General features: G+C 43.9%; 19 protein-coding genes and 1 tRNA gene. 19 read left to right on the forward strand and 1 reads right to left on the reverse strand.

Features of this window, described 5'->3' with window-relative positions; translation table 11 throughout:
* The first annotated feature begins 72 nt into the window (after positions 1-72).
* The 9 genes from ABXT70_RS04170 to ABXT70_RS04210 all read left to right on the forward strand — a co-directional run bounded on the left by ABXT70_RS04170 (position 73) and on the right by ABXT70_RS04210 (position 11,452).
* Positions 73-1,143, forward strand: coding sequence for a hydroxymethylglutaryl-CoA reductase (locus ABXT70_RS04170; RefSeq protein WP_443641918.1), 1,071 nt, complete (start codon positions 73-75; stop codon positions 1,141-1,143).
* Positions 1,144-2,172: a type 2 isopentenyl-diphosphate Delta-isomerase gene (gene fni / locus ABXT70_RS04175; RefSeq protein ID WP_443641919.1), complete on the forward strand. Its 1,029-nt coding sequence runs from the start codon at positions 1,144-1,146 to the stop codon at positions 2,170-2,172.
* 53 nt (positions 2,173-2,225) lie between these two features.
* Positions 2,226-3,407 (forward strand): hydroxymethylglutaryl-CoA synthase, encoded by a 1,182-nt coding sequence (locus ABXT70_RS04180; protein ID WP_443641920.1) that lies wholly within the window; start codon positions 2,226-2,228, stop codon positions 3,405-3,407.
* A gap of 26 nt (positions 3,408-3,433) precedes the next feature.
* Positions 3,434-4,483 (forward strand): mevalonate kinase family protein, encoded by a 1,050-nt coding sequence (locus ABXT70_RS04185; RefSeq protein ID WP_443641921.1) that lies wholly within the window; start codon positions 3,434-3,436, stop codon positions 4,481-4,483.
* Positions 4,476-5,474, forward strand: coding sequence for a mevalonate kinase family protein (locus tag ABXT70_RS04190; RefSeq protein ID WP_443641922.1), 999 nt, complete (start codon positions 4,476-4,478; stop codon positions 5,472-5,474). The genes ABXT70_RS04185 and ABXT70_RS04190 overlap by 8 nt, the downstream gene beginning before the upstream one ends.
* On the forward strand, positions 5,471-6,487 hold the full coding sequence (gene mvaD / locus ABXT70_RS04195; RefSeq protein ID WP_443641923.1) for a diphosphomevalonate decarboxylase: 1,017 nt from the start codon (positions 5,471-5,473) through the stop codon (positions 6,485-6,487). The genes ABXT70_RS04190 and mvaD overlap by 4 nt, the downstream gene beginning before the upstream one ends.
* 232 nt (positions 6,488-6,719) lie before the next feature.
* Positions 6,720-7,202 (forward strand): Lrp/AsnC family transcriptional regulator, encoded by a 483-nt coding sequence (locus ABXT70_RS04200; protein ID WP_443641924.1) that lies wholly within the window; start codon positions 6,720-6,722, stop codon positions 7,200-7,202.
* 268 nt (positions 7,203-7,470) lie between these two features.
* Positions 7,471-8,613, forward strand: a complete 1,143-nt coding sequence (locus tag ABXT70_RS04205) for a glycine cleavage T C-terminal barrel domain-containing protein (RefSeq protein ID WP_443641925.1) — start codon at positions 7,471-7,473, stop codon at positions 8,611-8,613.
* 463 nt (positions 8,614-9,076) lie between these two features.
* Positions 9,077-11,452 carry a DNA polymerase II gene (locus tag ABXT70_RS04210; RefSeq protein ID WP_443641926.1) on the forward strand — a complete coding sequence of 792 codons (2,376 nt, stop codon included), beginning with the start codon at positions 9,077-9,079 and terminating at the stop codon, positions 11,450-11,452.
* Positions 11,453-11,507: 55 nt separating this feature from the next.
* On the opposite strand, the gene ABXT70_RS04215 is transcribed toward ABXT70_RS04210, so the two are convergent.
* Positions 11,508-12,656 (reverse strand): alpha-hydroxy acid oxidase, encoded by a 1,149-nt coding sequence (locus ABXT70_RS04215; RefSeq protein ID WP_443641927.1) that lies wholly within the window; start codon positions 12,654-12,656, stop codon positions 11,508-11,510.
* 211 nt (positions 12,657-12,867) lie between these two features.
* On the opposite strand from ABXT70_RS04215, the gene ABXT70_RS04220 reads away from it, so the two are divergent.
* The 10 genes from ABXT70_RS04220 (at position 12,868) to ABXT70_RS04265 (ending at position 23,061) form a co-directional block, all read left to right on the forward strand.
* The gene (locus ABXT70_RS04220) at positions 12,868-13,563 is read left to right on the forward strand and encodes a FadR/GntR family transcriptional regulator (protein WP_443641928.1); all 696 of its coding nucleotides are present in this window, start codon (positions 12,868-12,870) and stop codon (positions 13,561-13,563) included.
* 175 nt (positions 13,564-13,738) lie between these two features.
* Entirely contained in the window at positions 13,739-15,658 is a 1,920-nt protein-coding gene (gene thrS, locus ABXT70_RS04225) for a threonine--tRNA ligase (RefSeq protein ID WP_443641929.1), read from the forward strand.
* A gap of 38 nt (positions 15,659-15,696) precedes the next feature.
* Complete coding sequence (gene infC / locus ABXT70_RS04230; RefSeq protein ID WP_443642478.1) at positions 15,697-16,236, forward strand: translation initiation factor IF-3; 540 nt, start codon at positions 15,697-15,699, stop codon at positions 16,234-16,236.
* A gap of 91 nt (positions 16,237-16,327) precedes the next feature.
* A complete protein-coding gene (gene rpmI / locus ABXT70_RS04235) occupies positions 16,328-16,522 on the forward strand; it encodes a 50S ribosomal protein L35 (RefSeq protein ID WP_443641930.1) in 195 nt (64 codons plus the stop codon).
* A 26-nt stretch (positions 16,523-16,548) separates the two neighbouring features.
* Positions 16,549-16,905, forward strand: coding sequence for a 50S ribosomal protein L20 (gene rplT / locus ABXT70_RS04240; protein ID WP_046482145.1), 357 nt, complete (start codon positions 16,549-16,551; stop codon positions 16,903-16,905).
* 123 nt (positions 16,906-17,028) lie between these two features.
* Positions 17,029-18,024 carry a phenylalanine--tRNA ligase subunit alpha gene (gene pheS, locus ABXT70_RS04245; RefSeq protein WP_443641931.1) on the forward strand — a complete coding sequence of 332 codons (996 nt, stop codon included), beginning with the start codon at positions 17,029-17,031 and terminating at the stop codon, positions 18,022-18,024.
* Between the two features lie 20 nt (positions 18,025-18,044).
* A complete protein-coding gene (gene pheT / locus ABXT70_RS04250; RefSeq protein WP_443641932.1) occupies positions 18,045-20,417 on the forward strand; it encodes a phenylalanine--tRNA ligase subunit beta in 2,373 nt (790 codons plus the stop codon).
* Positions 20,418-20,500: 83 nt separating this feature from the next.
* Positions 20,501-20,791, forward strand: a complete 291-nt coding sequence (ihfA, locus tag ABXT70_RS04255) for an integration host factor subunit alpha (protein ID WP_443641933.1) — start codon at positions 20,501-20,503, stop codon at positions 20,789-20,791.
* Between the two features lie 143 nt (positions 20,792-20,934).
* Positions 20,935-21,010 (forward strand) — tRNA-Pro (locus ABXT70_RS04260).
* 74 nt (positions 21,011-21,084) lie between these two features.
* Entirely contained in the window at positions 21,085-23,061 is a 1,977-nt protein-coding gene (locus ABXT70_RS04265) for an acyltransferase family protein (protein ID WP_443641934.1), read from the forward strand.
* Positions 23,062-23,688 lie beyond the last annotated feature (627 nt).

A 23,688-nucleotide genomic window follows, 5' to 3' on the forward strand; every position in this document is an offset into this window, starting at 1 on the left:
GCTAGTTAAAATTACACCCTACCTATTTCTATTGCATTTGCATTTGCATTTGTTATCTATAAGGCACCTTGAATGGCCCCTACTCCTGCTAGAACGAGCCCAAAAGTGACTCAAGCACCAGTTCCTATGCGTTTTGTTGGGCCTATGAAAATTAGTGCTCAAGCCAGCATAGATGCTGCATGGCAAGATAAGGTCTCAGTGCCGCTGGCTACCTATGAAATTCCCTTGTGGCATTCAGTGGGTCGTGGTGCGCGTTTGTCGATTTTATGTGGTGATGGCATTAAAACAACTCTAGTTGATGAGCGCATGACGCGCTCTATCTTGCTAGAGGCTGGCGATGCAAGCCAAGTCCTAAGTGCATGGCAATCCATTCATATGCGTCAGGAAGAAATGCAGCGCATTGTTAGCCAAACCAGCCGTTTTGCTAAGTTGATTGATATGAACATGCAAATCGTTGCTAATTTGTTGTACTTGCGCTTAGAATTTAAGACAGGGGACGCATCAGGTCACAATATGGTCACCCAAGCAGCTGATAGTCTCATGCAATGGGTGTTGGCTGAATACCCGCAGCTTAACTACAGCTCGATCTCTGGTAACTATTGCAGTGATAAAAAGGCCACCGCCGTAAACGGTATTTTAGGACGAGGCAAATATGTTGTTGCAGAGCTAACGGTGCCACGGGGTTTGTGTGAGCGCAAGTTGCTTACAACACCAGAAAAAGTGGTTGATCTCAATATTAAAAAAAACCTGTTGGGCACATTAATGGCTGGTGGTTTGCGTAGTGCTAATGCTCATTTTGCTAATATGTTATTAGGTTTTTATTTAGCCACTGGTCAAGATGCAGCTAATATTATCGAAGGATCACAAGGTATGGTGCATGCAGAAGTAAAACAAGGCGACTTGTACTTCTCCTGTACCTTACCTAACATTATTGTAGGTACCGTAGGTAATGGTAAAGGTTTAGATTTTGTCACAGAAAATTTGACTAAACTAGGCTGTGCTCAAGATGTTGAAGCAGGTGCCAATGCGCGACGCTTAGCCCAAATTTGTGCGGCAACAGTTTTATGTGGTGAGCTGTCGCTACTTGCAGCACAAACTAACCCGGGTGAACTCATGCAAGCCCATTTAAAGTTAGAGCGATAAATGAACGATCAAACCAATCGCCGTAAACGGCAACACATAGAAGTCATCGGTCGTGATGAGGGCGTAGAGCGCAATGGCCGTTTTTTTGATGCGATACAGCTACAGCATCGAGCCATGCCAGAAATTAATTTGCATGACGTTGATCCAAGTATAGAAATTATGGGCAAGCGGCTGAGTTTCCCTTTGTTGATTTCATCTATGACTGGTGGTGACGATGCCCTAGTGGGTAAGGTTAATCAACATTTGGCAGAGGCAGCACAAATTACTGGTGTGGCTATGGGTGTTGGTTCACAGCGAGTGATGTTAGAAGATACTAAAGCTCAGGCCAGCTTTGATTTGCGCCGTTATGCGCCAGATGCACTCTTGTTTGCTAATATGGGTGCCATTCAGCTTAATAATGGCATGGCGTCAGATCAGCTACAGCAGGCCATTGACGTGTTAGCTGCAGATGCTATTTTCCTGCACCTAAACCCGTTGCAAGAAGCAGTGCAACCCGAAGGTGATACTAATTTTGCTAATTTGGCCCAAGCTATTGGTCATGCACAAACTCAACTTAACGTGCCAGTAGTACTTAAAGAAGTTGGAGCAGGCCTGAGTGTGGCCGATATAGAGTTAGGTTTACGACACGGTATTCAGTGGTTTGACGTAGCGGGACGTGGCGGCACTTCATGGGCGCGTATTGAACAACAGCGCCGTGAAGATGCGCATACCCTAGGGTTTACACTGCAAGATTGGGGCATACCTACGCCTTTAGCTATGAAAAATGCCCGCCCATATATGCAGCAAGCAAATTTCATTGCCAGTGGCGGCTTGCGTAATGGGCTAGACTTGCTAAAGAGTGTTATAATGGGCGGCTGTTTAGGTGGTATCGCTAAACCGTTTTTGGCGCCGGCCATGGAATCTACCTCTGCTGTAGTTGATACTATAGAGGCCTTGAAAAAAGAGTTTGTCACCGCCATGTTTTTGTTATCTGCAAGTAATGTAGATGATTTGCACTTAAATGATTCGTTAGTGCTTAGTGAAAGTTAGTCTCAGATATTTATACTTCATTAAGTTTGTAGCAGGGAAGGTCGAGAAGTTATATGCCCGTTGGTATTGATGATATAAGTTTTTATACCGCTAATTTTAGCCTAGATTTGCAAGAGCTAGCGGCCAACAATGGCTCCAATGCCGCCAAGTACACTGTTGGCATAGGCCAAGAGCGTATGAGTGTGCCCGGCGCCGACGAAGATGTAGTCACCATGGCAGCCAATGCCTGTGTGCCTTTATTAGAAGGTATGAAGACACGAGGTGAAGACTCAAACGCTATTAAAACTATCTTGTTTGCCACAGAAACAGGTATCGACCAATCCAAGGCCGCTGGAGTATATTTACACTCTCTGCTAAAGTTTAGCCCACGTTGCCGCGTGGTTGAACTCAAACAAGCCTGTTATAGCGCTACTGCAGCCTTGCAACTCGCAACAGCATGGGTTGCCCGTAAGCCTAAAGAAAAAGTATTGGTCATCGCTTCTGATATTGCTCGTTATGAGCGCCAAACACCTGGTGAAGCGACTCAGGGCTGTGGTGCTGTTGCTATGATAGTGAGCGCTAACCCGAGGCTCATTGTGCTTGATTCTGAGACTGGAATTCACACGGAAGATGTGATGGATTTTTGGCGTCCTAACTATCGCTCAACCGCCTTAGTAGATGGTAAATATTCCACCAAGGTATATTTACGTTGTGTACGTTCTGCATGGCAAGATTTTCAGCAACAAAGTGATTTGAAATTTGCTGATTTTGATTATTTCTGTTACCACTTACCATTTAGTCGTATGGCTCAAAAAGCCCACAATCACCTTGCTAATGGCAATGCTCACGAACTCAGCACCAAAACTTTAGAAGACCAAATTTCCTCTAGCCTTATTTATAATCGTATCACTGGCAACAGCTATACGGCTGCTATGTATATTGGGTTTATTTCTTTGCTAGACAATACCGCTGCTAATTTGGCTGGTAAACGTATTGGTTTCTTTAGCTATGGCTCTGGCAGCGTGGGAGAATTTTTTACGGGCACCCTTGTAGAAGATTATCAAGACATGCTGCATCAGCAGGGTCACCAGTCCATGCTTGAATCACGACAGCCACTAAATTATGCCGACTATCAGAAAATGTACGCATTTGAAGTGCCTACAGATGGTGGTGATCACGAGTTTGAGCATCAAACCAACGGTAAATTCCGCTTAACAGGTATTAGCCAACATAAACGCCTTTATCAGGTGCGATGACCGCATCTGACTCTATGGCCTCCCAAATGTCTTCGGCCTCTCCAGCACGGCCCGCTTGCACTCGTGTAAGGGTGCCAGGTAAAGTTATTATTAGTGGTGAACATGCGGTTGTTTATGGCGCTCCTGCCTTAGCATGTGCCATTAAAAAATACGCCTTTGCTAAAGTCACTAACAGCAATTTACTGGGGGTTCACCTTAAGGTCCCTGAATTTGATATTGATCAACAATTCAGTAATTTGCAACTTTCTCAGTTAGGTCAGCAGACCCAGTTTCGCCATCAGCAATACCTCACTGCCTCAGGCCTTTTATCGAACGTGGTCTCTAACCCGGTGGAGTTTTTTGCAGCGGCCATAGGTGCTAGCGGCCTTGTTGATGTATTATTAAATCAGCAGGGCCTAGTTATAGAACTCACCATGGATCTAGCTACTGGTGGTGGCATGGGCTCGTCAGCGGCTTTGGTTGCCGCCATGTTGGCAGCGGCCTTTAAACATTTGGGTCAGCCCTTAACTCCTAAAGAACTTATCTCAAAAACGACTCAAAGTGAACAGTGGCAGCATGGCCGCTCTAGTGGCTTAGACCCTTATGTGTGTGTAATGGGTGGTTTGCAGCAATATCAAAAGGGCTGTGGTGAACGTCAAGAGCTGAAACAGCTAAGCCAGTACTTTTTGGTCACAACGGGGCAACCAGATAGTTCTACAGGTGAGTGTGTAGATGCTGTTAAACGACAAAATTTGCCACAAGCCCTATGGCATCAGTTTGAGCTGATTCAAGAAAATCTACTGCAATGTATGTTAGGTGACATGAAGGAAGATATGATTAACGCCATCTCAGCTAATCACAGGCTGCTTCAACATATTGGTGTAGTGCCAAATACCGTAGCAGATTTCGTTGCTAAGATAGAGTCTAAGGGTGGGGCGGCAAAAGTGTGTGGTGCTGGCAGTGTGGTTGGTGACCATGGAGGTTTAGTTTTCGCCGCAGGCATAGAACAAACTCACATTGAACAACTCTGCTTAAGCCACGGTTATGACGTTCAAACAATGGTTCCAGACCTAGAGGGAGTGTTTTACTTTGACTAGTGTAAGCGTTATTGCATCTGCACCAGCCAATACCATGCTTATGGGTGAGCACGCAGTTTTGTTTGGCCATAGCGCTCTTGTTTGTGCTTTAACTCAGCGTATCTACGTTGGGGCGAATAAGCGTTCAGATGGACAAATAGTTATTGAGTCTGAATTAGGCCAGTTTCAATGCTCACTTAGTGATCTGGATGGACAGATACGCGAAAGCTCCTCCTTTAGCTTTGTATTGCAGGCACTTGCCCTTTGCGATTTAGTTGAGGGTGTGCAGCTAGTGATTGAATCAGATTTTGAACACACACTAGGGCTAGGGTCATCAGCAGCCGTTACTGTGGCTGCGCTGGGGGCTATTGAATTACTCACCAAAGGCCAGTTAGATGCTCAGGCGGTAATGAGCTTAGGGATTGAGTCTATCCGTAAAGTACAGGGTAGGGGTTCTGGTGCTGATGTTGCTGCCAGTGCATTAGGAGGTATTGTTAAGTTTCAAGCTAAGCCGGTTAGTGCTCATAAGGTTAACCTTTCTGCCGAAGCATGGCAGGGTGCACCGAATTTGCGATTAGTTTATTGTGGTTATAAAACGCCCACACCAATAGTCATTGAGCACGTGGCTCAAGCAGCGTCTAAAGAACCAAAACTTTTTCAACAACTTTATGAGCAAATGGGTGCCTGTGTTGACACAACCGTTGATACACTGACCAATGAAGACTGGCAAACGTTTGCCCAATCTATGGATCAGTATCAAAACCTAATGCGAGACCTTGGTGTGAGTGATGAAACCATCGAGACCATCATTCAGTTAGGTCAAAATCAGGCCAAAACTGATGCTTTGTTTGGCGCCAAAATTTCTGGTTCTGGGCTAGGAGATTGTGTCCTCTTAATCGGTAGTGAGCAGTTAGATTGGCCTCACACTCAAATGTCAATACAAATAGATCCCCAAGGCTTGCGCCAAGAAACAGATCTACCCAGTCAAACGCACCATGAGACATTATCATGAACCAAACCTCAGTAAGCCTAATCTCTGTTAATGATTGGGTTAGTCAAATTTTGGGTGAAGCTAAACATAAGTCACCAGCGGCCCAAGCTAGTGCCTACGCACCCAGCAACATTGCCTTGAGCAAATACTGGGGCAAACGTGAGTTGAGCTTTAACTTACCTATAACTGGCTCTCTGTCCATTTCTTTGGCCGAACATGGCACTAAAACGGGCCTCTCAGTGATAGATGCTCCAATGCATCAAGTCATACTCAACGGTAAAGAAGTCAGCGCAAATCAGAGTTTTTCAATCAAGGTTAGTCAGTGGTTAGACCGAGTGTTGCCAAACGTTCTGAAATTACGAGTCGATACTCACAATACCGTACCTACGGCAGCAGGATTAGCTTCATCGGCAAGTGGATTTGCAGCCTTAACGCTAGCCACAAATAGTCTTATGGGTTGGCAGCTACCGGAGCGCCAGCTATCCGCATTAGCTCGCTTAGGTAGCGGCAGTGCCAGTCGCTCCTTGTGGCACGGCTTTGTTAAATGGCAAGCTGGAGAGCAGGCCAATGGCAGCGACAGCGTTGCTTTTCCGTTGGAACATCAATGGCCAGAATTAAGGATCGGTTTATTAACTGTTTCAAGCCAAAAAAAAGCAGTTTCTTCCCGAGAGGGCATGGCACGAACCATCACTACTTCCGCCCTATACAACCAGTGGCCACAACAAGCCGAGTCAGATCTTGCCACCATTGAAACCGCTATCATAGCTGGTGATTTTGAAACCATGGCTAAAACTGCAGAACATAACGCCATGAGCATGCACGCCACCATGGCTGGCGCATGGCCCCCACTAGTCTATTGGCAGCCTGACTCCTTAACCCAAATGCAGAAAGTTTGGCAGCTACGTGAACAAGGGCTCCCTCTTTATCTTACGATGGATGCTGGGCCCAACCTTAAACTCCTTTTTGAGGCTAAGCATCAATCAGATGTAGAAGCAGCCTTCCCCGAAGTTCAAGTGATCACCCCATTTGGATAGGTGAAATTATTTTTATTTATTATTAAGTAACTGATTTTTATTAATAAATGTAAATTTAAAATGAACAGGTCAAAATCTCAAAGATTGTTGAGCATGCTTTGAACGGCCCGTAAGTTCTTGTATCCTTAGGCACTATGGTGGGTTGTGAGTTGCCTAGCAAATGAGTAGTGATTCACTGTGAAAACATTTGTCCAATTAGATTGCTAAGGTATTTACAAAAGAGAACGCAAACATGAAAAAACTGGCCTTGGATGCGATAGATATACGTATTTTGTGTGCGGTCCAGCACCATGGGAAAATTAGTAAAATTAAACTCGCAGAGCTGGTTAATCTATCGCCAACGCCTTGTTGGGTGAGATTAGATAAGCTTAAAAAGTTAGGCGTAATTAAGGGTTACAGAGCCGACATCGATATTGATCGAATGATTGATTTGACGAAGGTAATTGTCACGGTGGCATTAAAAACCCATAAGAAATCTGACTTTAACAGGTTTGAATCTTACATACGTGAAATAGACGAAATCGTTGAATGTTTTGCTACTGGTGGTGGCTCTGATTATGTTATGACAATAATTTCCAGAAATCTTACTGATTTTCAGTGCTTGGTTGAGCAACTGCTCAACGAAGAAATTGGTATCGATCGCTATGTTATCTATATTATTACAAAGGAGGTTAAAAAGACCTCTCCAAACCTAGTAACACTTCTGTCTAAGTAACTTTAACAAAAGAGGATGAGACAGGGCTCTCCTAGACAACCTTACCTAGCAGAAAATGTCATTGTGTGGACAGGGTATCTCGGATGGTAATCGCCATTCAAACTTATTTTCAAATATACTTCTTCTCGTTATAAATGAGACTAAATAGGCTTGTTACAAGAATTACTTAGACCATTTTTAACACCAAGTTCAGATATAGTTTTGTTTTACAGTTTAGCATCAGGTTGTATCCATAATTGCTATCAACTGACCATATGAGGAGTTCCCCATGACAGCACCTAGAGAGTTTGGTTTTGGCACACAGATTCGTAAATCACCTTACTTTGACGCAACAATACGCTGGGGCGCCAAAGATTTTTCTGTCTATAATCATATGTATATCCCGCGCGACTTTGGCAACCCAGAAGAGAATTTTTGGAACTTAGTAAACGGCGCAATCCTATGTGATGTTGCTGTTGAGCGGCAGGTAGAAATCACTGGCCCAGATGCTGCAAAATTGGTGCAGTATCTCATTTCACGCGATCTTTCAAAATGTGCCGTAGGCCAGTGTAAATATGTTCTACTTACCAATGCAGAAGGTGGCATTCTGAATGACCCAATATTGCTTCGTTTGGCTGAAAATCACTTTTGGATATCTCTAGCAGATAGTGATATTTTATTCTGGGCTCAGGGAGTTGCTGTGCACTCTGGACTGGATGTGCATATTTGTGAACCTGATGTTTCTCCCTTGCAGTTACAAGGCCCAAAGTCTGGTGAGGTAATGCAAGCGTTGTTTGGTGAAAGTATTGTTGATCTGAAATATTACTGGCTGCGTGAATATGAGTTAGATGGTATACCTTTAATTGTTTCCCGCACAGGCTGGTCAAGTGAGTTGGGCTATGAGCTCTACTTACGAGATGCTTCAAAAGGTGCCCTGCTATGGGAAACAATTATGGCAGCAGGCAAGCCTTTTGGTCTTAAGCCAGGTCACACCTCTACCATTCGCCGTATCGAAGGAGGGATGTTGTCCTACCACGCTGATATGGATATCAAAACTAACCCCTATGAGCTGGGACTCGACCGGCTGGTTGATCTTGACGCTGATATTGAATTCATCGGTAAGCCTGCATTACAAAAAATCCGCCGCGAAGGTGTGGCACGTAAGCATGTTGGCTTAATAATAAGTGGCCCTGCAATAACCGGTTCTAATACCTGCTTTTGGGAGTTAGAGAAAGATGGCCAGCAAATTGGTAAAGTAACATCTGCTGTTTATTCGCCCCGTTTAGAGAAAAATATCGCACTGGCCATGGTTGAATCTGAGTTTGCTGCACTAGGTACAGATTTTTTAGTCATAAACCCCACTGGCAACACAATTGCAACAGTTGTAAGGAAACCTTTCTTTGATGCTAAAAAGAAATTGACAGCCAGCTAACTATAATCGCGTATTGTATTGGCCCAACACTTAATAGGGCAACGAAAGGTTACTAATAGATGGCGACTCTGTATTCCAATGGGCGACTGGTTATTGTGGCTAAAAGCAATGCAAACTGGTTCTTTGGCTTACGCTTAACAACTCCTCTAGGTGCAATTTTTAGTTAGAAACCGTGATAACTCAATAGTATTTCACGCTATTGATTAACATATTTCTGTTATCATATAAGTACATAAATCATACAAGAAACTAATGCCTTTGAAGAACTCGGCCACCTTTTGTGGCTGAGTATGTTGCTAAGTTGATGTCATTTGGACTGCTTAAAAAAGAGCGTGCGGGTTGAATGCTGAATTGTATTGTCCTGCATCAAAACCTTAATGCCTTAATCGACTTTTTGCAAGATGAGTGTTGTACAGATGCCCGAATCCAACTAGCTAAATCAACCAAATAGGCCAGAGCAAGAATGAAAGGTTTTGTGCTTTCCCGCCACAGCCAAGATACTGACGAAGGTATCAATCTTACCTATTGGTTAGCCACTGACGATGGCCCAGTGTGTCTGCAGCAAGCGCAGCAAGAGTCCGTTTGTTTTTTACCTTTGTCTCAGCAAAACCATGCGCAAACATTAATGCAGTCCATGGGATGGGATAGTTCTATTTGGCGTTTCCAATCTCTGGGCCTTAAAACCTTCCAACATGAATCTGCAGTTGCTCTTTATATTTCTAACCATAAGGTGTTTCAGCAAGCGTGTGGTGTGTTACGTGAGGCGCAGATTAGCCTGATGGAACAGGATATTCAGCCGCAAGAACGTTATTTGATGGAGCGTTTTATTAGTGCTAGTTTGGTGTCTGATGTTTCTCCAATTAATGGTGTGTTAGCGGACGCTCGCGTAAAAAGTTGTGAATACATCCCCAATATCAAACCACTATCTCTCGATATTGAAACCACTATGGATGGCAAAACCATTCACAGTATTGCTGTATATGGGATGGAGAATGATGCTCCAGTGGAACGGGTTTGGTTGCATTGGCCAACCAATATGCCCATGGAATCTGTAGAATCTTTGCCGGAATCCACCCGCATTTGTAACAACGAAAGGCAACTGTTGAAACAGTTTAGTCAGTGGCTACAAGATTATGATCCAGACGCGATTATCGGTTGGGCGTTGGTTCAGTTTGATTTTCAAATTCTGTGTGCCCGAGCGCGGGAGTTAGGTGTACGTTTACGGTTAGGTCGTGGGGGTGAGGAAATTCGTTGGCTGGCAGGACAGGGAAGCCGTCCTGCAAGGCTTTATATGCCAGGCCGTGTGGCCTTGGATGGTATTGAAGTGATGCGCTCGGCGACCTGGCAATTTGAATCTTTCGCTTTAGAAAATGTGGCGCAACAGATGCTGGGACGTGGCAAAAACATTACTAAACCGCAAGACCGTGGCGAAGAAATTCAGCGTATGTATCAAGAAGAGCCGGCTTCGTTAGTCAAATATAATCTAGAAGATTGTCGCTTGGTTTGGGACATTTTTATTAAGGCTGACTTGATGGCTTTTCTCATCGAGCGTGCTCGGTTAACAGGGTTGCCAATGGATCGAATAGGCGGCTCGTCCCAAGCCTTTGATCACTTATATTTGCCGCGTTTACATCGTCAAGGTTATGTAGCGCCAGCATTTGCCTCTGGCCAGGCAGGTGATAGCCCTGGCGGATTTGTGATGGATTCTAAACCTGGGCTTTACCGCAATGTGTTGGTGTTAGACTTTAAAAGTCTGTACCCAAGTATTATTCGAAGCTTCCAAATTGATCCCTTAGGATTAATTCAAGGTTTACAGGAAGATGATGCTGTAAATGGTTATAAAGGGGCCCAATTTAGCCGTAATCAAAGCATTTTGCCGGATATTATTGGTGACTTATGGGCAGCAAGAGATGTGGCTAAGGCTAACAATAACTTGCCACTATCTACTTCCATAAAGATTGTAATGAACTCCTGTTATGGCGTCTTAGGTTCCAGCGTTTGTCGTTTTTATGACCAGCGTTTAGCCAGTTCCATTACTTTACGGGGCCATGCAATCTTGAATCAAACCAAAGACCTTATTCAGCAACAAGGCATGCAGGTGATCTACGGTGATACAGATTCTGTGTTTGTGTGGTTAGGTGATGAAACCATCTCCTTAGATCAGGTGCAAGCAAAGGGGAACGCTTTGGCGCAGTTACTGAATGAGTGGTGGACGAATCACCTGAAAGTTGAGTTTGAACTAAAAAGTTATCTAGAAATTGAGTTTGAAACCTACTTTAGCCGCTTTGTCATGCCCACTATAAGGGGGCAAGAAACAGGCAGTAAAAAACGTTATGCAGGCATAACTGTTACCCCAGATGGCTCCACAAAGATGCTTTTCAAAGGTTTAGAGCAAGTGCGGACAGACTGGACTAAGTTGGCAAGAGAGCTTCAAGCAGAGCTTTACCAGCGAGTGTTTAATGACCAACCTTATGTTGACCTTATTAAGCCTTTGTTGGAGCAAATAAGGGCAGGGCAGTTAGACCATAAGTTAGTGTATCGTAAGCGATTACGCAGACCATTAGTTGAATATCAAAAGAACGTCCCACCTCATGTGCAAGCTGCACGAAAAGCTGAAGCGTGGCGCTTACAAAACCAATTACCATCGGCTTATTCCAAGGGTGGTTGGATCGAATACGTGATCACCCTTACGGGGCCAGAACCTTTGGAAATGAGCCCTAATAACTACGACTATGAACATTATATTGACCGTCAAGTTGAGCCGGTGGTTGATGGTATTTTACCTTTCATAAATGACAGTTTTGCTAACATTACTGAGCGGCAGTTAGGTTTGTTTTAGGGTGTCGGTGGGCATGGTTTGTTACTAGTCTCCTAAAGTCCCACCTTTGCTATCTTTACTTACTTGATTGATCAATCAAATGTTGGGGAAAGTCCTCAATTTTTTCACAGCCAACCTGTTCCATAACCTGCTGAATCTGGCGTTTAAGAATTTCTAGGGCCTGGTTTCCGCCTTTTGCACCCATCGCGCACGCGCCAAACATAGGGGCTCGGCCGAGGAAAGTGAACTTGGCACCTGACGCCAAGCTAGAAGCAATATCTGCACCTGATCGAATACCACCGTCCATCATCAAGGTGACTCTGTCGCTGTATTTTTTTGCCAGCTCTGTGAGTGGCTTGATGGTAGATTCTCCACAGTCCAGCTGCCTACCACCATGATTTGAAACGATTAAACCGTCCGCACCCAACCTAATGGCTAACTCAGCGTCTTCAGGATTGACGATGCCTTTGATCACCAGATTACCTTTCCACTGGTCACGAACCGCTTTGATTTTGTCTTCTGTTAAACGGCCAGAAAAGGTCTTATTCATAAACAGGCCGAGATGTTGCATGTTGAGCCCATTGGGAATGTATGGCTTCATGGTTTTAAATTCGGGTGATCCTGCAAAAAGCTGCTCTATGGCCCACCTCGGGTGAGTGGCTATTTGCAGAAGGTTTGCCAAGGTCATTTGTGGTGGGATAGAAAGACCGTTTCGAATTTCTTTAGGGCGGTAAGCAAACGTCGGTGTGTCGGCCAATAAAACCAATGTTTTACAGCCCGCTTGGGCAGCGCGCTCGAGGAGTTTATCGCGCAGTTCATTCGCTTTGGGGTGATAGAGCTGGAACCAGAAATCACCTTCAGTAATTTCAGAAATGGTCTCAATACTCGCTGTTCCGACTGTACTAAGGCAAAACGGTATATTGTGCTGTTTGGCAGCCTCTGCCAGAATTTCGCATGACTTAGGCCACATGAGTCCTTGAAGTCCAACAGGCGCTATACCGAAAGGGGCATCGTAGGTTTTACCAAATAAAGTGGTTTGTTGCGAAGCGCCATTGAATTTGCGTAAGTAGTACGGGCGAAGTTGAATATCTCGAATTTCTTTTGTATTACGAGCCAGGTTAATGTCAGAAAAACATCCCCCTGTAAGATAATCATAGGCAAAGCCGGGCATGCGTCGTTTCGCGCGTTCGGCTAGCATTTCGATTGAGGGGTAGCGCACATCCATTTTATTTTATCTGCTCAGAGTTATTTTAAGGGTCATCTCAACTTTACTGGAGTTTAAAGGGTGGGATTGTGTTGTTGTAAAAACCAAATAATCTGTTACCTGTAGCTGTGGTGCAAAAGACTCAGTACATTATGCCCTTGGTGGTAGCTAGGCTCTAGTAGCTAGGGGTTATTTGGAGTAAAGTGATCTGACCAAAGTGTCGGTATTTGATATGAACAAAGTAGAGATAATTAGTAAAGCTATTGAGGACGGTATCCGTCAGTGCCAATGGTTGCCGGGGAGTAAATTACCTGGGCAGTTGGCCCTTATGGAGCGGTTTGACGTGTCCCGTACCTGTTTACGTGAGGCTATGACAGGTTTAGAAATGAGAGGGTTAATTACTAGTCGCCATGGTTCGGGTTGTTATGTGAATAACCTATTTGAGTTGCAATTTGCTGAACCTATGTCTGGTGTGGAACTTGATTCCGTGGCCTTGCAGCTATCCATCATGGAAATGCGGTTAGTGTTGGAGGGGGAGGCAGTGCAATATGTCTGTGAGCGCGCAACAGATGATGAATTAGCGGTTATAGCACATGGGTATAAGGCCATTGGGCAGCGCCGTGGCAATGGTCTTCAAAGAGCCAAGGCGGACTTGAAGTTTCACATGCTTATTGCAGAGTCTAGCCACTGCCTCATTGTTGTGTCCTTAAGCCAGTTATTTTACCCCCAGTTTTTTAACGCTATTTACGGCTCTTTGTACAATGTTGCGGGGCACGATTTAAGCCTGTCCGATGAGGTTTCAATAGTTATCAGCGAGCAGCATCGAGCTATTTATGAAGCCGTCATGTTGCGGGATGGCGATGCTGCTAAGACCGCAGCCCAAGAGCATATTGGCTACTCAATGTCTTTACTGGAGAGCAGAGTTTAGTTTGGTTTTTTTTGGGTAAGGCGAGATTGCAGGAAAGGCTTCAAGGCTTGTTCTTCAGGCTCAATGAGGGTAAAATTAGCCCCTCATTTTTTGTGCTATCGTTGTCATGCTAAATGCAACAGCGTTTCACCCCAAGTGGCCTTTGGTAGGGGCCACCACTGAGCAAGGAAACTCTATGCCTGTAGTTACTCTTCCTGATGGTAGTCAGCGCTCCTTTGATGCGCCTGTATCAATCTATGATGTTGCTTTTGACATTGGCCCAGGCCTTGCTAAAGCTGCTGTAGCTGGCAAGGTATCTGGCGAATTAGTTGATACCAGCTATATCATCAATGATGATATAGCTCTTGCTATTGTTACTTCAAGGGATGAAGAAGGCCTTGAAGTGATTCGTCATTCTTGTGCCCATATGATGGCGCAAGCAGTACAAGACGAATTTCCTGGCGCACAGGTGACCATTGGCCCTGTCATTGAAGATGGTTTTTTCTACGATTTTGCCTACGAGCGTCCATTTACCCCAGAAGATTTAATCAAAATTGAATCTCGTATGAAGGCCTTAACTAAGGAAAACCTTCAAGTTGAGCGCCGTATCATGAGCCGCAGTGATGCTGTTGCGTTTTTCAAGGACCTTGGTGAAGACTACAAGGTAGAAATTATTGACAGTATTCCTGGTGAGGAAGATCTATCTTTCTACAGTCAAGGTGGCTTTACAGATTTATGCCGGGGCCCTCATGTGCCTTCTACTGGCCACATTAAGTCTTTTAAGTTGATGAAAGTTGCTGGTGCATATTGGCGTGGCGATTCTAACAACGCTATGTTAACGCGTGTTTACGGCACAGCTTGGGCAGATAAAAAAGACCTTAAAGCCTACTTACACCGCTTAGAAGAGGCAGAAAAGCGTGACCACCGTAAGTTAGGTAAGAAACTAGATTTGTTCCATACCCAAGAAGAAGCGCCAGGTATGGTGTTTTGGCATCCAAATGGTTGGACTATCTACCAAGTGGTAGAGCGTTATATGCGTGAGCGTCAAATTGAAGGTGGCTATCAAGAAGTGAAAACCCCACAAGTGGTTGATCGAAGCCTGTGGGAACGTTCTGGCCACTGGGATAAGTTTTCTGACATGATGTTTACCACATCTTCTGAAAATCGTGACTATGCAGTTAAGCCAATGAACTGTCCATGTCACATTCAGATCTTTAACCAAGGGTTGAAGAGCTACAAAGAATTGCCTATTCGTATGGCTGAGTTTGGCTCGTGTCATCGCAATGAACCATCGGGCACTTTGCACGGTATTATGCGTGTGCGTGCGTTTACCCAAGACGATGGCCATATTTTTTGCTCCGAAAGCCAGATGCAAGATGAAGTGGCTCGTTTTATTGACTTCTTGTACGATGTATATCGCGACTTTGGCTTTGACGATATCATCCTAAAGCTGTCTACCCGTCCAGAACAACGCGTAGGAGCTGACGAAGTTTGGGATCGTGCTGAGGCAGCTTTAGAAGAGGCACTAAATGCCAAACAATTACCGTTTGATATTTTGCCAGGCGAAGGTGCTTTTTATGGTCCTAAGATTGAATTCTCCTTGAAGGATTGTCTTGGCCGAGTTTGGCAGTGTGGCACTGTTCAAGTAGACTTTTCCATGCCGGGTCGCCTTGATGCGCAGTTTGTAAACGAAGCAGGTGATCGTGAAGTTCCGGTGATGTTACACCGTGCAACTTTGGGCTCATTTGAGCGTTTTTTAGGTATTTTGATCGAAAACTTTGCCGGTGCCATGCCACCTTGGTTAGCACCCAAACAAGTGTCGATTTTGAATATTACGGACAAACAAGCGCCTTTTTGCAAAGAAGTTGCAGAAAATTTGACAAAAATGGGCTTTAGGGCCGCTGCGGACTTGAGAAACGAAAAGGTAGGCTTTAAAATCCGCGAGCACACAATTCTTAAAGTTCCTTATTTGCTAGTTATTGGCGATAAGGAAGTTGAAACCCAAACTGTCACAGTGCGAACTCGTACGGGTGAAGATTTGGGTAATATGAGCCTACAATTATTTGCCGATTTGCTTAATGCAGACATCGCCAAATTAGGCCGCACTGAAGCGTAAGTATACGCTTCAAATTATGAATTAACGGAGATACCGAAATTAAACGGGAATACACTAAGGGCAAAACAAAACGCCCAACAATTAACGAACATATTGAAGCGACAGAATGTCGCCTCATCGGTGCTGACGGCGAACAAGTCGGCATTGTTTCTGTAGCCGAAGCACTGCAAATGGCAGAAGCTGCCAAGCTGGATCTAGTTCAGATCGCAGCAGACGCTGAGCCCGTAGTCTGTAAGATTATGGACTATGGCAAGCAAGTGTTTGAAGTTAAAAAACAGAAAGCAGCTGCTAAAAAGAAGCAAAAGCAGACGCAAGTGAAAGAAATCAAGTTCCGTCCCGGGACTGATGTAGGAGATTATCAGGTAAAACTACGCAACCTGATCCGTTTCCTAGAGAATGGTGACAAGACGAAAGTAACCTTGCGTTACCGTGGTCGTGAGATGGCACACCAAGAATTGGGTATGGAATTACTCAAGCGTGTAGAAGTCGATTTGGCTGAATACGCTGGAGTAGAGCAATACCCAAAGATGGAAGGCCGTCAATTGACTATGGTGTTGGCACCAAAGAAAAGAAAGTAACCCTTAAAAGTTACAATCGGGAGACCGTTTAAGAGTTTAGGTTCTTAATTGCGTCTTCATTAACAATCAACGAATGCGTGGAGTAAATGTAATGCCTAAGATGAAATCTTGTAGCGGTGCTGCAAAACGATTCAAGAAAACTGCTAACGGTTTTAAACACCGTCAGTCCTTCACCAGTCATATTTTGACCAAAAAGAGTACTAAGCGTAAGCGTCATTTACGTGGCACTCTGCAGATTTGTGCTGCGGATAAGCCATTAGTAAGACGCATGTTGCCGTATATCTAATTAGTCACTGGTAAGGAGAAAGTATAATGTCTCGCGTAAAACGTGGTGTCCAAGCACACCGTCGTCATAAGAAGATCCTCAAGCTAGCTAAGGGCTATTACGGTGCACGTAGCCGAGTATTCCGTGTTGCTAAGCAAGCCGTAATCAAAGCTGGCCAATATGCCTACCGCGACCGTCGTCAACGTAAGCGCCAGTTCCGTGCTCTATGGATTGCTCGTATCAACGCCGGTGCGCGTATGAATGGGTTGTCTTATAGCCGTTTGATTTCCGGTTTGAAGAAATCTTCAATCGAGATCGACCGTAAAGTATTGGCTGACTTAGCCATTCACGACAAAGCGGTATTCACAGCGATCGTAGAGAAGGCTAAAGCGGCACTCGCTTAAGCTGGTTGATCTACACTAACCTTGGTTAGCATAGATTAAACTACCTTCGTATCCTCTCACGAGGATTAGAAACAGGGGAAGAGTGCAAACTCTTCCCCTGTCTTGTTTTAGATGGAGAAGAATATGGAACACCTCAAGCAACTGGTCACCGAGGGCTTAGACGCCGTGGCTCAAGCGGCAGACGAAGTAGCCCTTGACCAAGTTCGGGTTCAGTACTTAGGTAAAAAAGGCGAGCTTACACAACAACTTAAAAGCCTAGGCAAGTTGTCGGCCGAAGAACGCCCTGCAGCTGGTGCTAAGATCAATGAGGCCAAGCAAAAAGTACAAGATGCCATCACAGTAAAACGCACCATGATGGCTGCTAACGCCCTAAGTAAACAGCTTGCAGTAGAAAGCATTGATGTAACACTGGCCGGTCGTGGCCAAGCCATTGGTGGCTTACATCCTGTAACGATGACCATCGAGCGCATTGAAAATTTCTTCGCTCAAATTGGCTTTTCTGTAGCCCAAGGCCCAGAAATCGAAGATGACTATCATAACTTCGAAGCCCTCAATATTCCTGCTCATCACCCGGCACGTGCTATGCATGATACCTTTTATTTTGGTGATGGCACTCTACTACGTACCCACACATCAGGCGTACAAGTAAGAACTATGGAAAAGCAACAACCACCTATCCGCATCATTTGCCCAGGCCGTGTGTACCGTTGTGATTCTGACCAAACCCACTCCCCAATGTTTCACCAAATAGAAGGTTTGTTAGTGGATGACAATATAAGTTTTGCAGACCTAAAAGGCATCCTGCATAACTTCCTTAACGTGTTCTTTGAGCGAGACCTTCAAGTGCGCTTCCGCCCTTCCTACTTCCCCTTTACCGAACCTTCTATTGAAGTGGATATCGGCTACCAAGGTGAAGATGGCGAACAAAAATGGTTGGAAGTATTAGGTTGTGGAATGGTTCACCCTAAGGTATTCGAACACTCAGGCATCGACACTGAAAAATACACTGGATTTGCCTTTGGTATGGGTGTCGAGCGCCTAGCCATGCTGCGTTATGGTGTTAAAGACTTGCGGATGTTCTTTGAAAACGACCTGCGGTTTTTGGCCCAATTTAGTTAATCTTTGATCGAGAGATAGACATGAAATTTAGTGAACAGTGGCTGCGTGAATGGGTTAACCCAGCAATTAACAGTGATGAATTGGTAGCCCAGATTACCTTAGCGGGGCTAGAAGTTGATGGTGTAGAGTCTGCCGCAGGCGAATTTAGTGGTGTAATTGTTGGCGAAATTGTTAGCGCAGAGCAGCACCCAGATGCAGACAAACTTCGTGTATGTCAGGTTAGTGATGGTGTTGCAGAAACTCAAGTAGTGTGTGGTGCACCTAATGCTCGTGTAGGCATTAAAGTTGCGTTTGCCACTGTGGGTGCAATATTGCCTGGTAACTTCAAAATCAAAAAGGCTAAGCTACGTCAGCAAGAGTCTTTTGGTATGTTGTGTTCAGCTGCAGAACTAGAAATCAGTGACGAAAATGATGGTATTATGGAACTGGTAGCCGATGCTCCAGTAGGTGCTGATCTTCGTGAGTACCTTAATCTTAATGACAAGATCATTGATGTGGACCTGACTCCAAATCGTGGTGATTGCTTGAGCATTGCAGGTCTTGCGCGTGAAGTAGGTGTGCTAAATTCAGTAGATGTTACAACGCCAGAGTACACTGAATTAGCGCCTCAGGTGGAAGATATTTTTCCTGTCAGAGTTAATGCTCCAGAGCATTGCCCACGGTTTTTGGGCCGTGTATTAAATAACATCGACATTACTCAATCTTCTCCATTGTGGTTGCAAGAAAAACTGCGCCGTTGTGATCTACGTAGCATCGACCCTGTGGTAGACGTGACTAACTACATTTTGCTAGAAATGGGCCAGCCTATGCATGCTTATGATTTAGATAAGCTTAGTGGCTCTATTGTCGTACGTATGGCGAGTCAGGGTGAAAACCTAACCTTGCTTGATGGCCAAAAAGTTGAGCTGAATAATGAAACCCTGGTTATCGCTGATAACGAAGGTGTATTAGGTATGGCTGGTATCATGGGTGGTGCAGACACAGGAGTAGGAGCGACTACTTGCAATGTATTCTTGGAAGCAGCCTTTTTTAACCCCATCAGTATCGCCGGCAAAGCCCGTAGCTACGGTTTGCACACAGATGCGTCCCATCGTTTTGAACGTGGCGTAGATTATGATCTACAACGTAAAGCTATGGACCGTGCAACTATGCTGCTACAAAGCATCGTTGGTGGTGAGGCAGGTCCAATTGTCGAGCAAACATCGGCAGAACACTTACCAAGCCATACTAAGGTAACGTTACGTAAAGCCCGTTTAGAAGCCTTGCTAGCCTATAAAATTGGCGACCAACAAGTGCTCGATATTCTTAAACGTTTAGGCCTTACTTTAGCTTCATCAGACGATGACAGCTGGACCTTCACGTCGCCTTCCTGGCGTTTCGACATGGCTATTGAGGCTGACCTTGTGGAAGAGGTGGCCCGCGTATACGGTTACAATAACTTGCCAAGTACTCATCCTGTGGCGAGTATGGAAATTCCAGCTAAATTAGAAGTAGAGCGTCCTTTATCTGTTTTGCGTCGTCACATGGTGAGCTGTGGTTACCAAGAAGCAATTACCTACAGCATGGTAGAACCAGGCCTATTATCTAAGTTTGATAACCAAAATAAGCCAGTGGAGTTAGTGAACCCTATTTCTGCCGATATGGCTGTAATGCGCACAAGCCTATGGCCAGGTTTGGTAAAAGCGCTGCAGCATAACCAAAACCGCCAGCAATCCCGTGTACGCTTGTTCGAAACAGGCCAGCGTTTTATCCCTAGTGATCAAGGCTTGCAGCAGCAAGATGTGTTTGCAGGTTTAATCTATGGCTCACGGCACCCAGAAAGTTGGCACGGTAAAACTGAACAAATTGATTACTTCGATGCTAAAGGTGATCTTGAATCCTTGCTAGAAATCAGTGGCCAAAATTTCAACTTTGAAGCTGCTGAGCACGTGGCTTTGCATCCAGGGCAAAGTGCAGCCATTAACTTAGCAGACGAAAAAATAGGTTATATTGGTGCCATGCACCCAGGCCTAGTTAAAGACTTAGGCCTGCTTGGCCCAGTGTTTATGTTTGAAGTAGATTTGGCGTCTATCAGTATGGGTATACTCCCGGCGTACGAAACTTTGTCTAAGTTCCCAGAGATGCGCCGTGACTTAGCCATTGTTTTGGATCAAAAAATTAGCGTTGCAATGGTGACTAATTATATTGAATCCAGTGCTGGTGAATGGCTGAACGACGTACGCTTATTCGATGTTTACCAAGGCCAAGGCATTGAAAATGGACAAAAAAGTCTTGCTTTAGGCTTGACGTGGCAGCACCCAGAGCGCACTCTTACCGATGATGAAGTAAATCAATGGGTTGAACAGGTCGTAGAACACCTTTCTCAACACGCTGGTGCGAGCCTAAGAGGCTAAAAATACCCCGTTAGTTATATGGCTAACGGGGTGTTTAAGCTTGATAAGCTAGATAATAATAAATAACAGACGAGGATCCAGCTATGGGATCACTGACCAAAGCCGATATGGCAGAACGTCTCAGTAGTGAACAAAAGCTTAGTAAACGCGATGCAAAAGACATGGTAGAGGCATTTTTTGAAGAAGTATCTTCCAGTCTGATTAGTAATGAACAGGTTAAGTTATCTGGTTTTGGTAACTTTGATCTACGCGATAAACGTTCAAGACCTGGACGCAATCCTAAAACAGGTGAAGAAGTGGCTATTTCTGCACGTCGTGTGGTCACTTTTAGGCCTGGCCAAAAGCTTAAAGATCGTGTTGAGTCGGAAAACTAATTGCATTGATTAGTAGCATCAACAACTTGATTTAATTCTATATTGTTGCTGAATTTGGGGCTAATCTGCTTCCAAACTGGCAACGATTCTAGTAATATACCGCCTCTCTTGAGGTTCTCGTCGAACTGCATTAAGAGCCGTGTCGGGGCGTAGCGCAGCTTGGTAGCGCACCTGCCTGGGGGGCAGGGGTCGCAGGTTCAAATCCTGCCGTCCCGACCAATTATTCCCCTATATATCAATACCTTTCCAGTCGTCCAAGTTATTGTAAAAAATGCAATTGGGAAACTTTTTTAATGCTTAATGTTTCAAACCCATATTTAAGTATAAGCTACCGACCAGAAATCGATGGACTGAGGGCAATCGCAGTGCTCGCGGTTGTCTTTTATCATGCGGAAATAGTGATATCTGGAATAAATCCATTCAAGGGAGGTTTTATTGGTGTCGATGTATTTCTTGTTATTTCAGGGTACTTGATAACATCGATTATTTTAAAAGAAATTAACACCGGTAAGTTTAAGTTTTCTAATTTTTATTACAGGCGTATTAGAAGAATTATACCTGTTTTTCTAGTCATGTTGGTCTTCTGTCTTTCACTTTCGTGGATCGGGATGCTCCCCAAAGCCTTGAATGAATATGCGGGATCAATGCTATCGTCTATGGCATTTGGTTCAAATTTCTGGTTCTACAATTTAGATGGCTACAATGCAGAACTAAGTGCTTTGCAACCTTTGTTGCACACTTGGTCACTTTCACTTGAGGAGCAGTTTTATATAACGTTCCCACTCGTCATGATCTGTATTTGGAAGATATCAAAGAAATATATAACAATTACACTATTTTTAATATTTTTAGGTTCCCTTCAGTTCGCACAGTATGCTAGCCAGTATTTAGAAGACTTAGCCTTTTATCTTCTTCCCTCTCGTCTGTGGGAATTCATAGGAGGAGGCCTAATAGCAAGCTTAGAGCTTAACAGGCTCAGAAGTAGGAATAATAAGCTAACCACAATCATGCCTGTGATTGGTCTAATCATGATTTTGACATCCATTTTCATGTTAGATATTGAAATGCAGCACCCATCCTACATAACAACACTACCTGTTATAGGTGTTATGTTATTAATTTGGTTCTGCAATGGTGAAGACTTTATATCCCAAATACTTAGCTCTAGGTTTATTACACCTATAGGTCTTATTTCATATAGCCTTTATTTGTGGCACTTTCCTATTTTTGTTTATTCTAACATCGCTGGTTTATTTCAAGATAATAGCGGACGCCTCTTTTTGATTTTACTGGCGCTTTGCTTATCTTTAGTCTCATACAACTTTATAGAGAAACCTGCCAGAGACCCAAAAATCTTAAAAAATAAACATCTATTTATTACCCTTTTCATTACTATCTTCTTATTAACTGCCTCTGGGCTGCACATAATACATACCAATGGCGCTGAATATAGACTAGAGAAGCTCAATAAACATATTCTTTTAAATTACAAAGAAAAGTACCCTATAAGTAGATTTAGAACTTATGAAGGATGCTGGACTTGGAAAAGCTGGAAAAACTACGAAAAAACCAACCCATTTGGAGAGTGCATTTCCAACGAAGCAAAGGATTCAGTTCATTCGATACTGGTTATTGGCGACTCTTTTGCGGGGCGAAACTTGATTCCTGGCCTGATTAATATGTACGGCCTCGGAGCTGTGATTCAAAGAGTTGCTAGTTCATGCTTTCCCTTTAAAAAATATAATGTAGGAGAGTACTGTGAGTTAGAGCTTCGGCAAGCATATGATGAAATCGAGCGGAAAGACCCAAAGCTAATTTTAATTACTGGGTGCTGGCTTTGTTATTCAGTGAACTCTGACGAACTTATTGGCTTTATGGAAGACAGACTCACTAGTGACCTAAAAAAGTATAAAGATAGAATTATTGTGGTGGGGACTCCACCTTTTTGGGGTCATAAAGAGAAGACTCTACCAAATAGACTCAAAGAGCAGTTCTTTGCCAGGGGCAGCACAGGAATATCGGAGCGATTATCTCCCGACAAAGTGACCTTTTCCCAAGAAGTTAATTTAACAAGAAAAGTAAAAGAGCTCGGTGTCGGATACATATCCTTAATTGAAGTCCTCTGCGAAAGTGAAATGTGCCTCACTAAAATAGATGATTCAGCAGCATCAATAACTTCGTTTGATTATGGACACCTTACTTTAGATTCTTCTAAGTTTGTGATCAAAGAAAACAAGACAATATTGGATTCTTTTTTAGCCAAAGAATAATTGAAACGTATTCGTACAAATTACATATTTTTGGGGTCAATGGCAACGAGAACGAGTCTAAGTTCGTCACTGAGTTCTCCAAAACTGCTGTTTACCTTGGAGAGGTATAACTTTGCTGCTATGGCTATAACGGATGGTCGCACTATGTTTGATGATGAATTAATTCAGGCGATGTGTGTCATTTAAGACTATTTCCACTGTGATCATCCCACTAGATGGACTTTTTTTACCCATAAAAGTTAGGTTAATCTCATCTTAGCATAGTTATTTCTGTCTATTAATGGTCATAAAATTTAGTGCTAACTTGTTGATACTATTGGGCTACAATAGTGCTTTTTTGGTAGAAAAATAGTACGGTATTCTATCAAATACGGAACTTTTGTTTGATTAAGTATCTATCTCGTGTGTGGATTGCATATTCAAATTCTGCCGTCCTAACCAATTATTTCCAAATATTAACGCTAGGTGCTATCTTTAAAATGTTGTGTTGGACTATTTTGGCTTTTTAAGGTAGAAAAGTTAAGGCCTAGTTGGTCGCAAATATAGCTAATATTTTCACCTTCGATTAACGTGCACATACTCATCAACTGATATTGATCGCAATACTTTATCGCTTGAGTGGAGTGT

This window comes from Candidatus Njordibacter sp. Uisw_039 (genome assembly GCF_047730075.1).
Classification (GTDB): Bacteria; Pseudomonadota; Gammaproteobacteria; order Pseudomonadales; family Balneatricaceae; genus Njordibacter.

Bases quoted from the DNA above. Each gene is read 5' to 3' on its own strand.
- ABXT70_RS04265 (WP_443641934.1), top strand. From the start codon at position 21,085: ATGCTTAATGTTTCAAACCCATATTTAAGTATAAGCTACCGACCAGAA.
- rpmI (WP_443641930.1), top strand. From the start codon at position 16,328: ATGCCTAAGATGAAATCTTGTAGCGGTGCTGCAAAACGATTCAAGAAA.
- thrS (WP_443641929.1), top strand. From the start codon at position 13,739: ATGCCTGTAGTTACTCTTCCTGATGGTAGTCAGCGCTCCTTTGATGCG.
- ABXT70_RS04200 (WP_443641924.1), top strand. From the start codon at position 6,720: ATGAAAAAACTGGCCTTGGATGCGATAGATATACGTATTTTGTGTGCG.
- ABXT70_RS04220 (WP_443641928.1), top strand. From the start codon at position 12,868: ATGAACAAAGTAGAGATAATTAGTAAAGCTATTGAGGACGGTATCCGT.
- fni (WP_443641919.1), top strand. From the start codon at position 1,144: ATGAACGATCAAACCAATCGCCGTAAACGGCAACACATAGAAGTCATC.
- ABXT70_RS04205 (WP_443641925.1), top strand. From the start codon at position 7,471: ATGACAGCACCTAGAGAGTTTGGTTTTGGCACACAGATTCGTAAATCA.
- ABXT70_RS04170 (WP_443641918.1), top strand. From the start codon at position 73: ATGGCCCCTACTCCTGCTAGAACGAGCCCAAAAGTGACTCAAGCACCA.
- pheS (WP_443641931.1), top strand. From the start codon at position 17,029: ATGGAACACCTCAAGCAACTGGTCACCGAGGGCTTAGACGCCGTGGCT.
- mvaD (WP_443641923.1), top strand. From the start codon at position 5,471: ATGAACCAAACCTCAGTAAGCCTAATCTCTGTTAATGATTGGGTTAGT.
- rplT (WP_046482145.1), top strand. From the start codon at position 16,549: ATGTCTCGCGTAAAACGTGGTGTCCAAGCACACCGTCGTCATAAGAAG.
- ABXT70_RS04180 (WP_443641920.1), top strand. From the start codon at position 2,226: ATGCCCGTTGGTATTGATGATATAAGTTTTTATACCGCTAATTTTAGC.
- ABXT70_RS04210 (WP_443641926.1), top strand. From the start codon at position 9,077: ATGAAAGGTTTTGTGCTTTCCCGCCACAGCCAAGATACTGACGAAGGT.
- ihfA (WP_443641933.1), top strand. From the start codon at position 20,501: ATGGGATCACTGACCAAAGCCGATATGGCAGAACGTCTCAGTAGTGAA.
- ABXT70_RS04185 (WP_443641921.1), top strand. From the start codon at position 3,434: ATGTCTTCGGCCTCTCCAGCACGGCCCGCTTGCACTCGTGTAAGGGTG.
- ABXT70_RS04215 (WP_443641927.1), bottom strand. From the start codon at position 12,656: ATGGATGTGCGCTACCCCTCAATCGAAATGCTAGCCGAACGCGCGAAA.
- pheT (WP_443641932.1), top strand. From the start codon at position 18,045: ATGAAATTTAGTGAACAGTGGCTGCGTGAATGGGTTAACCCAGCAATT.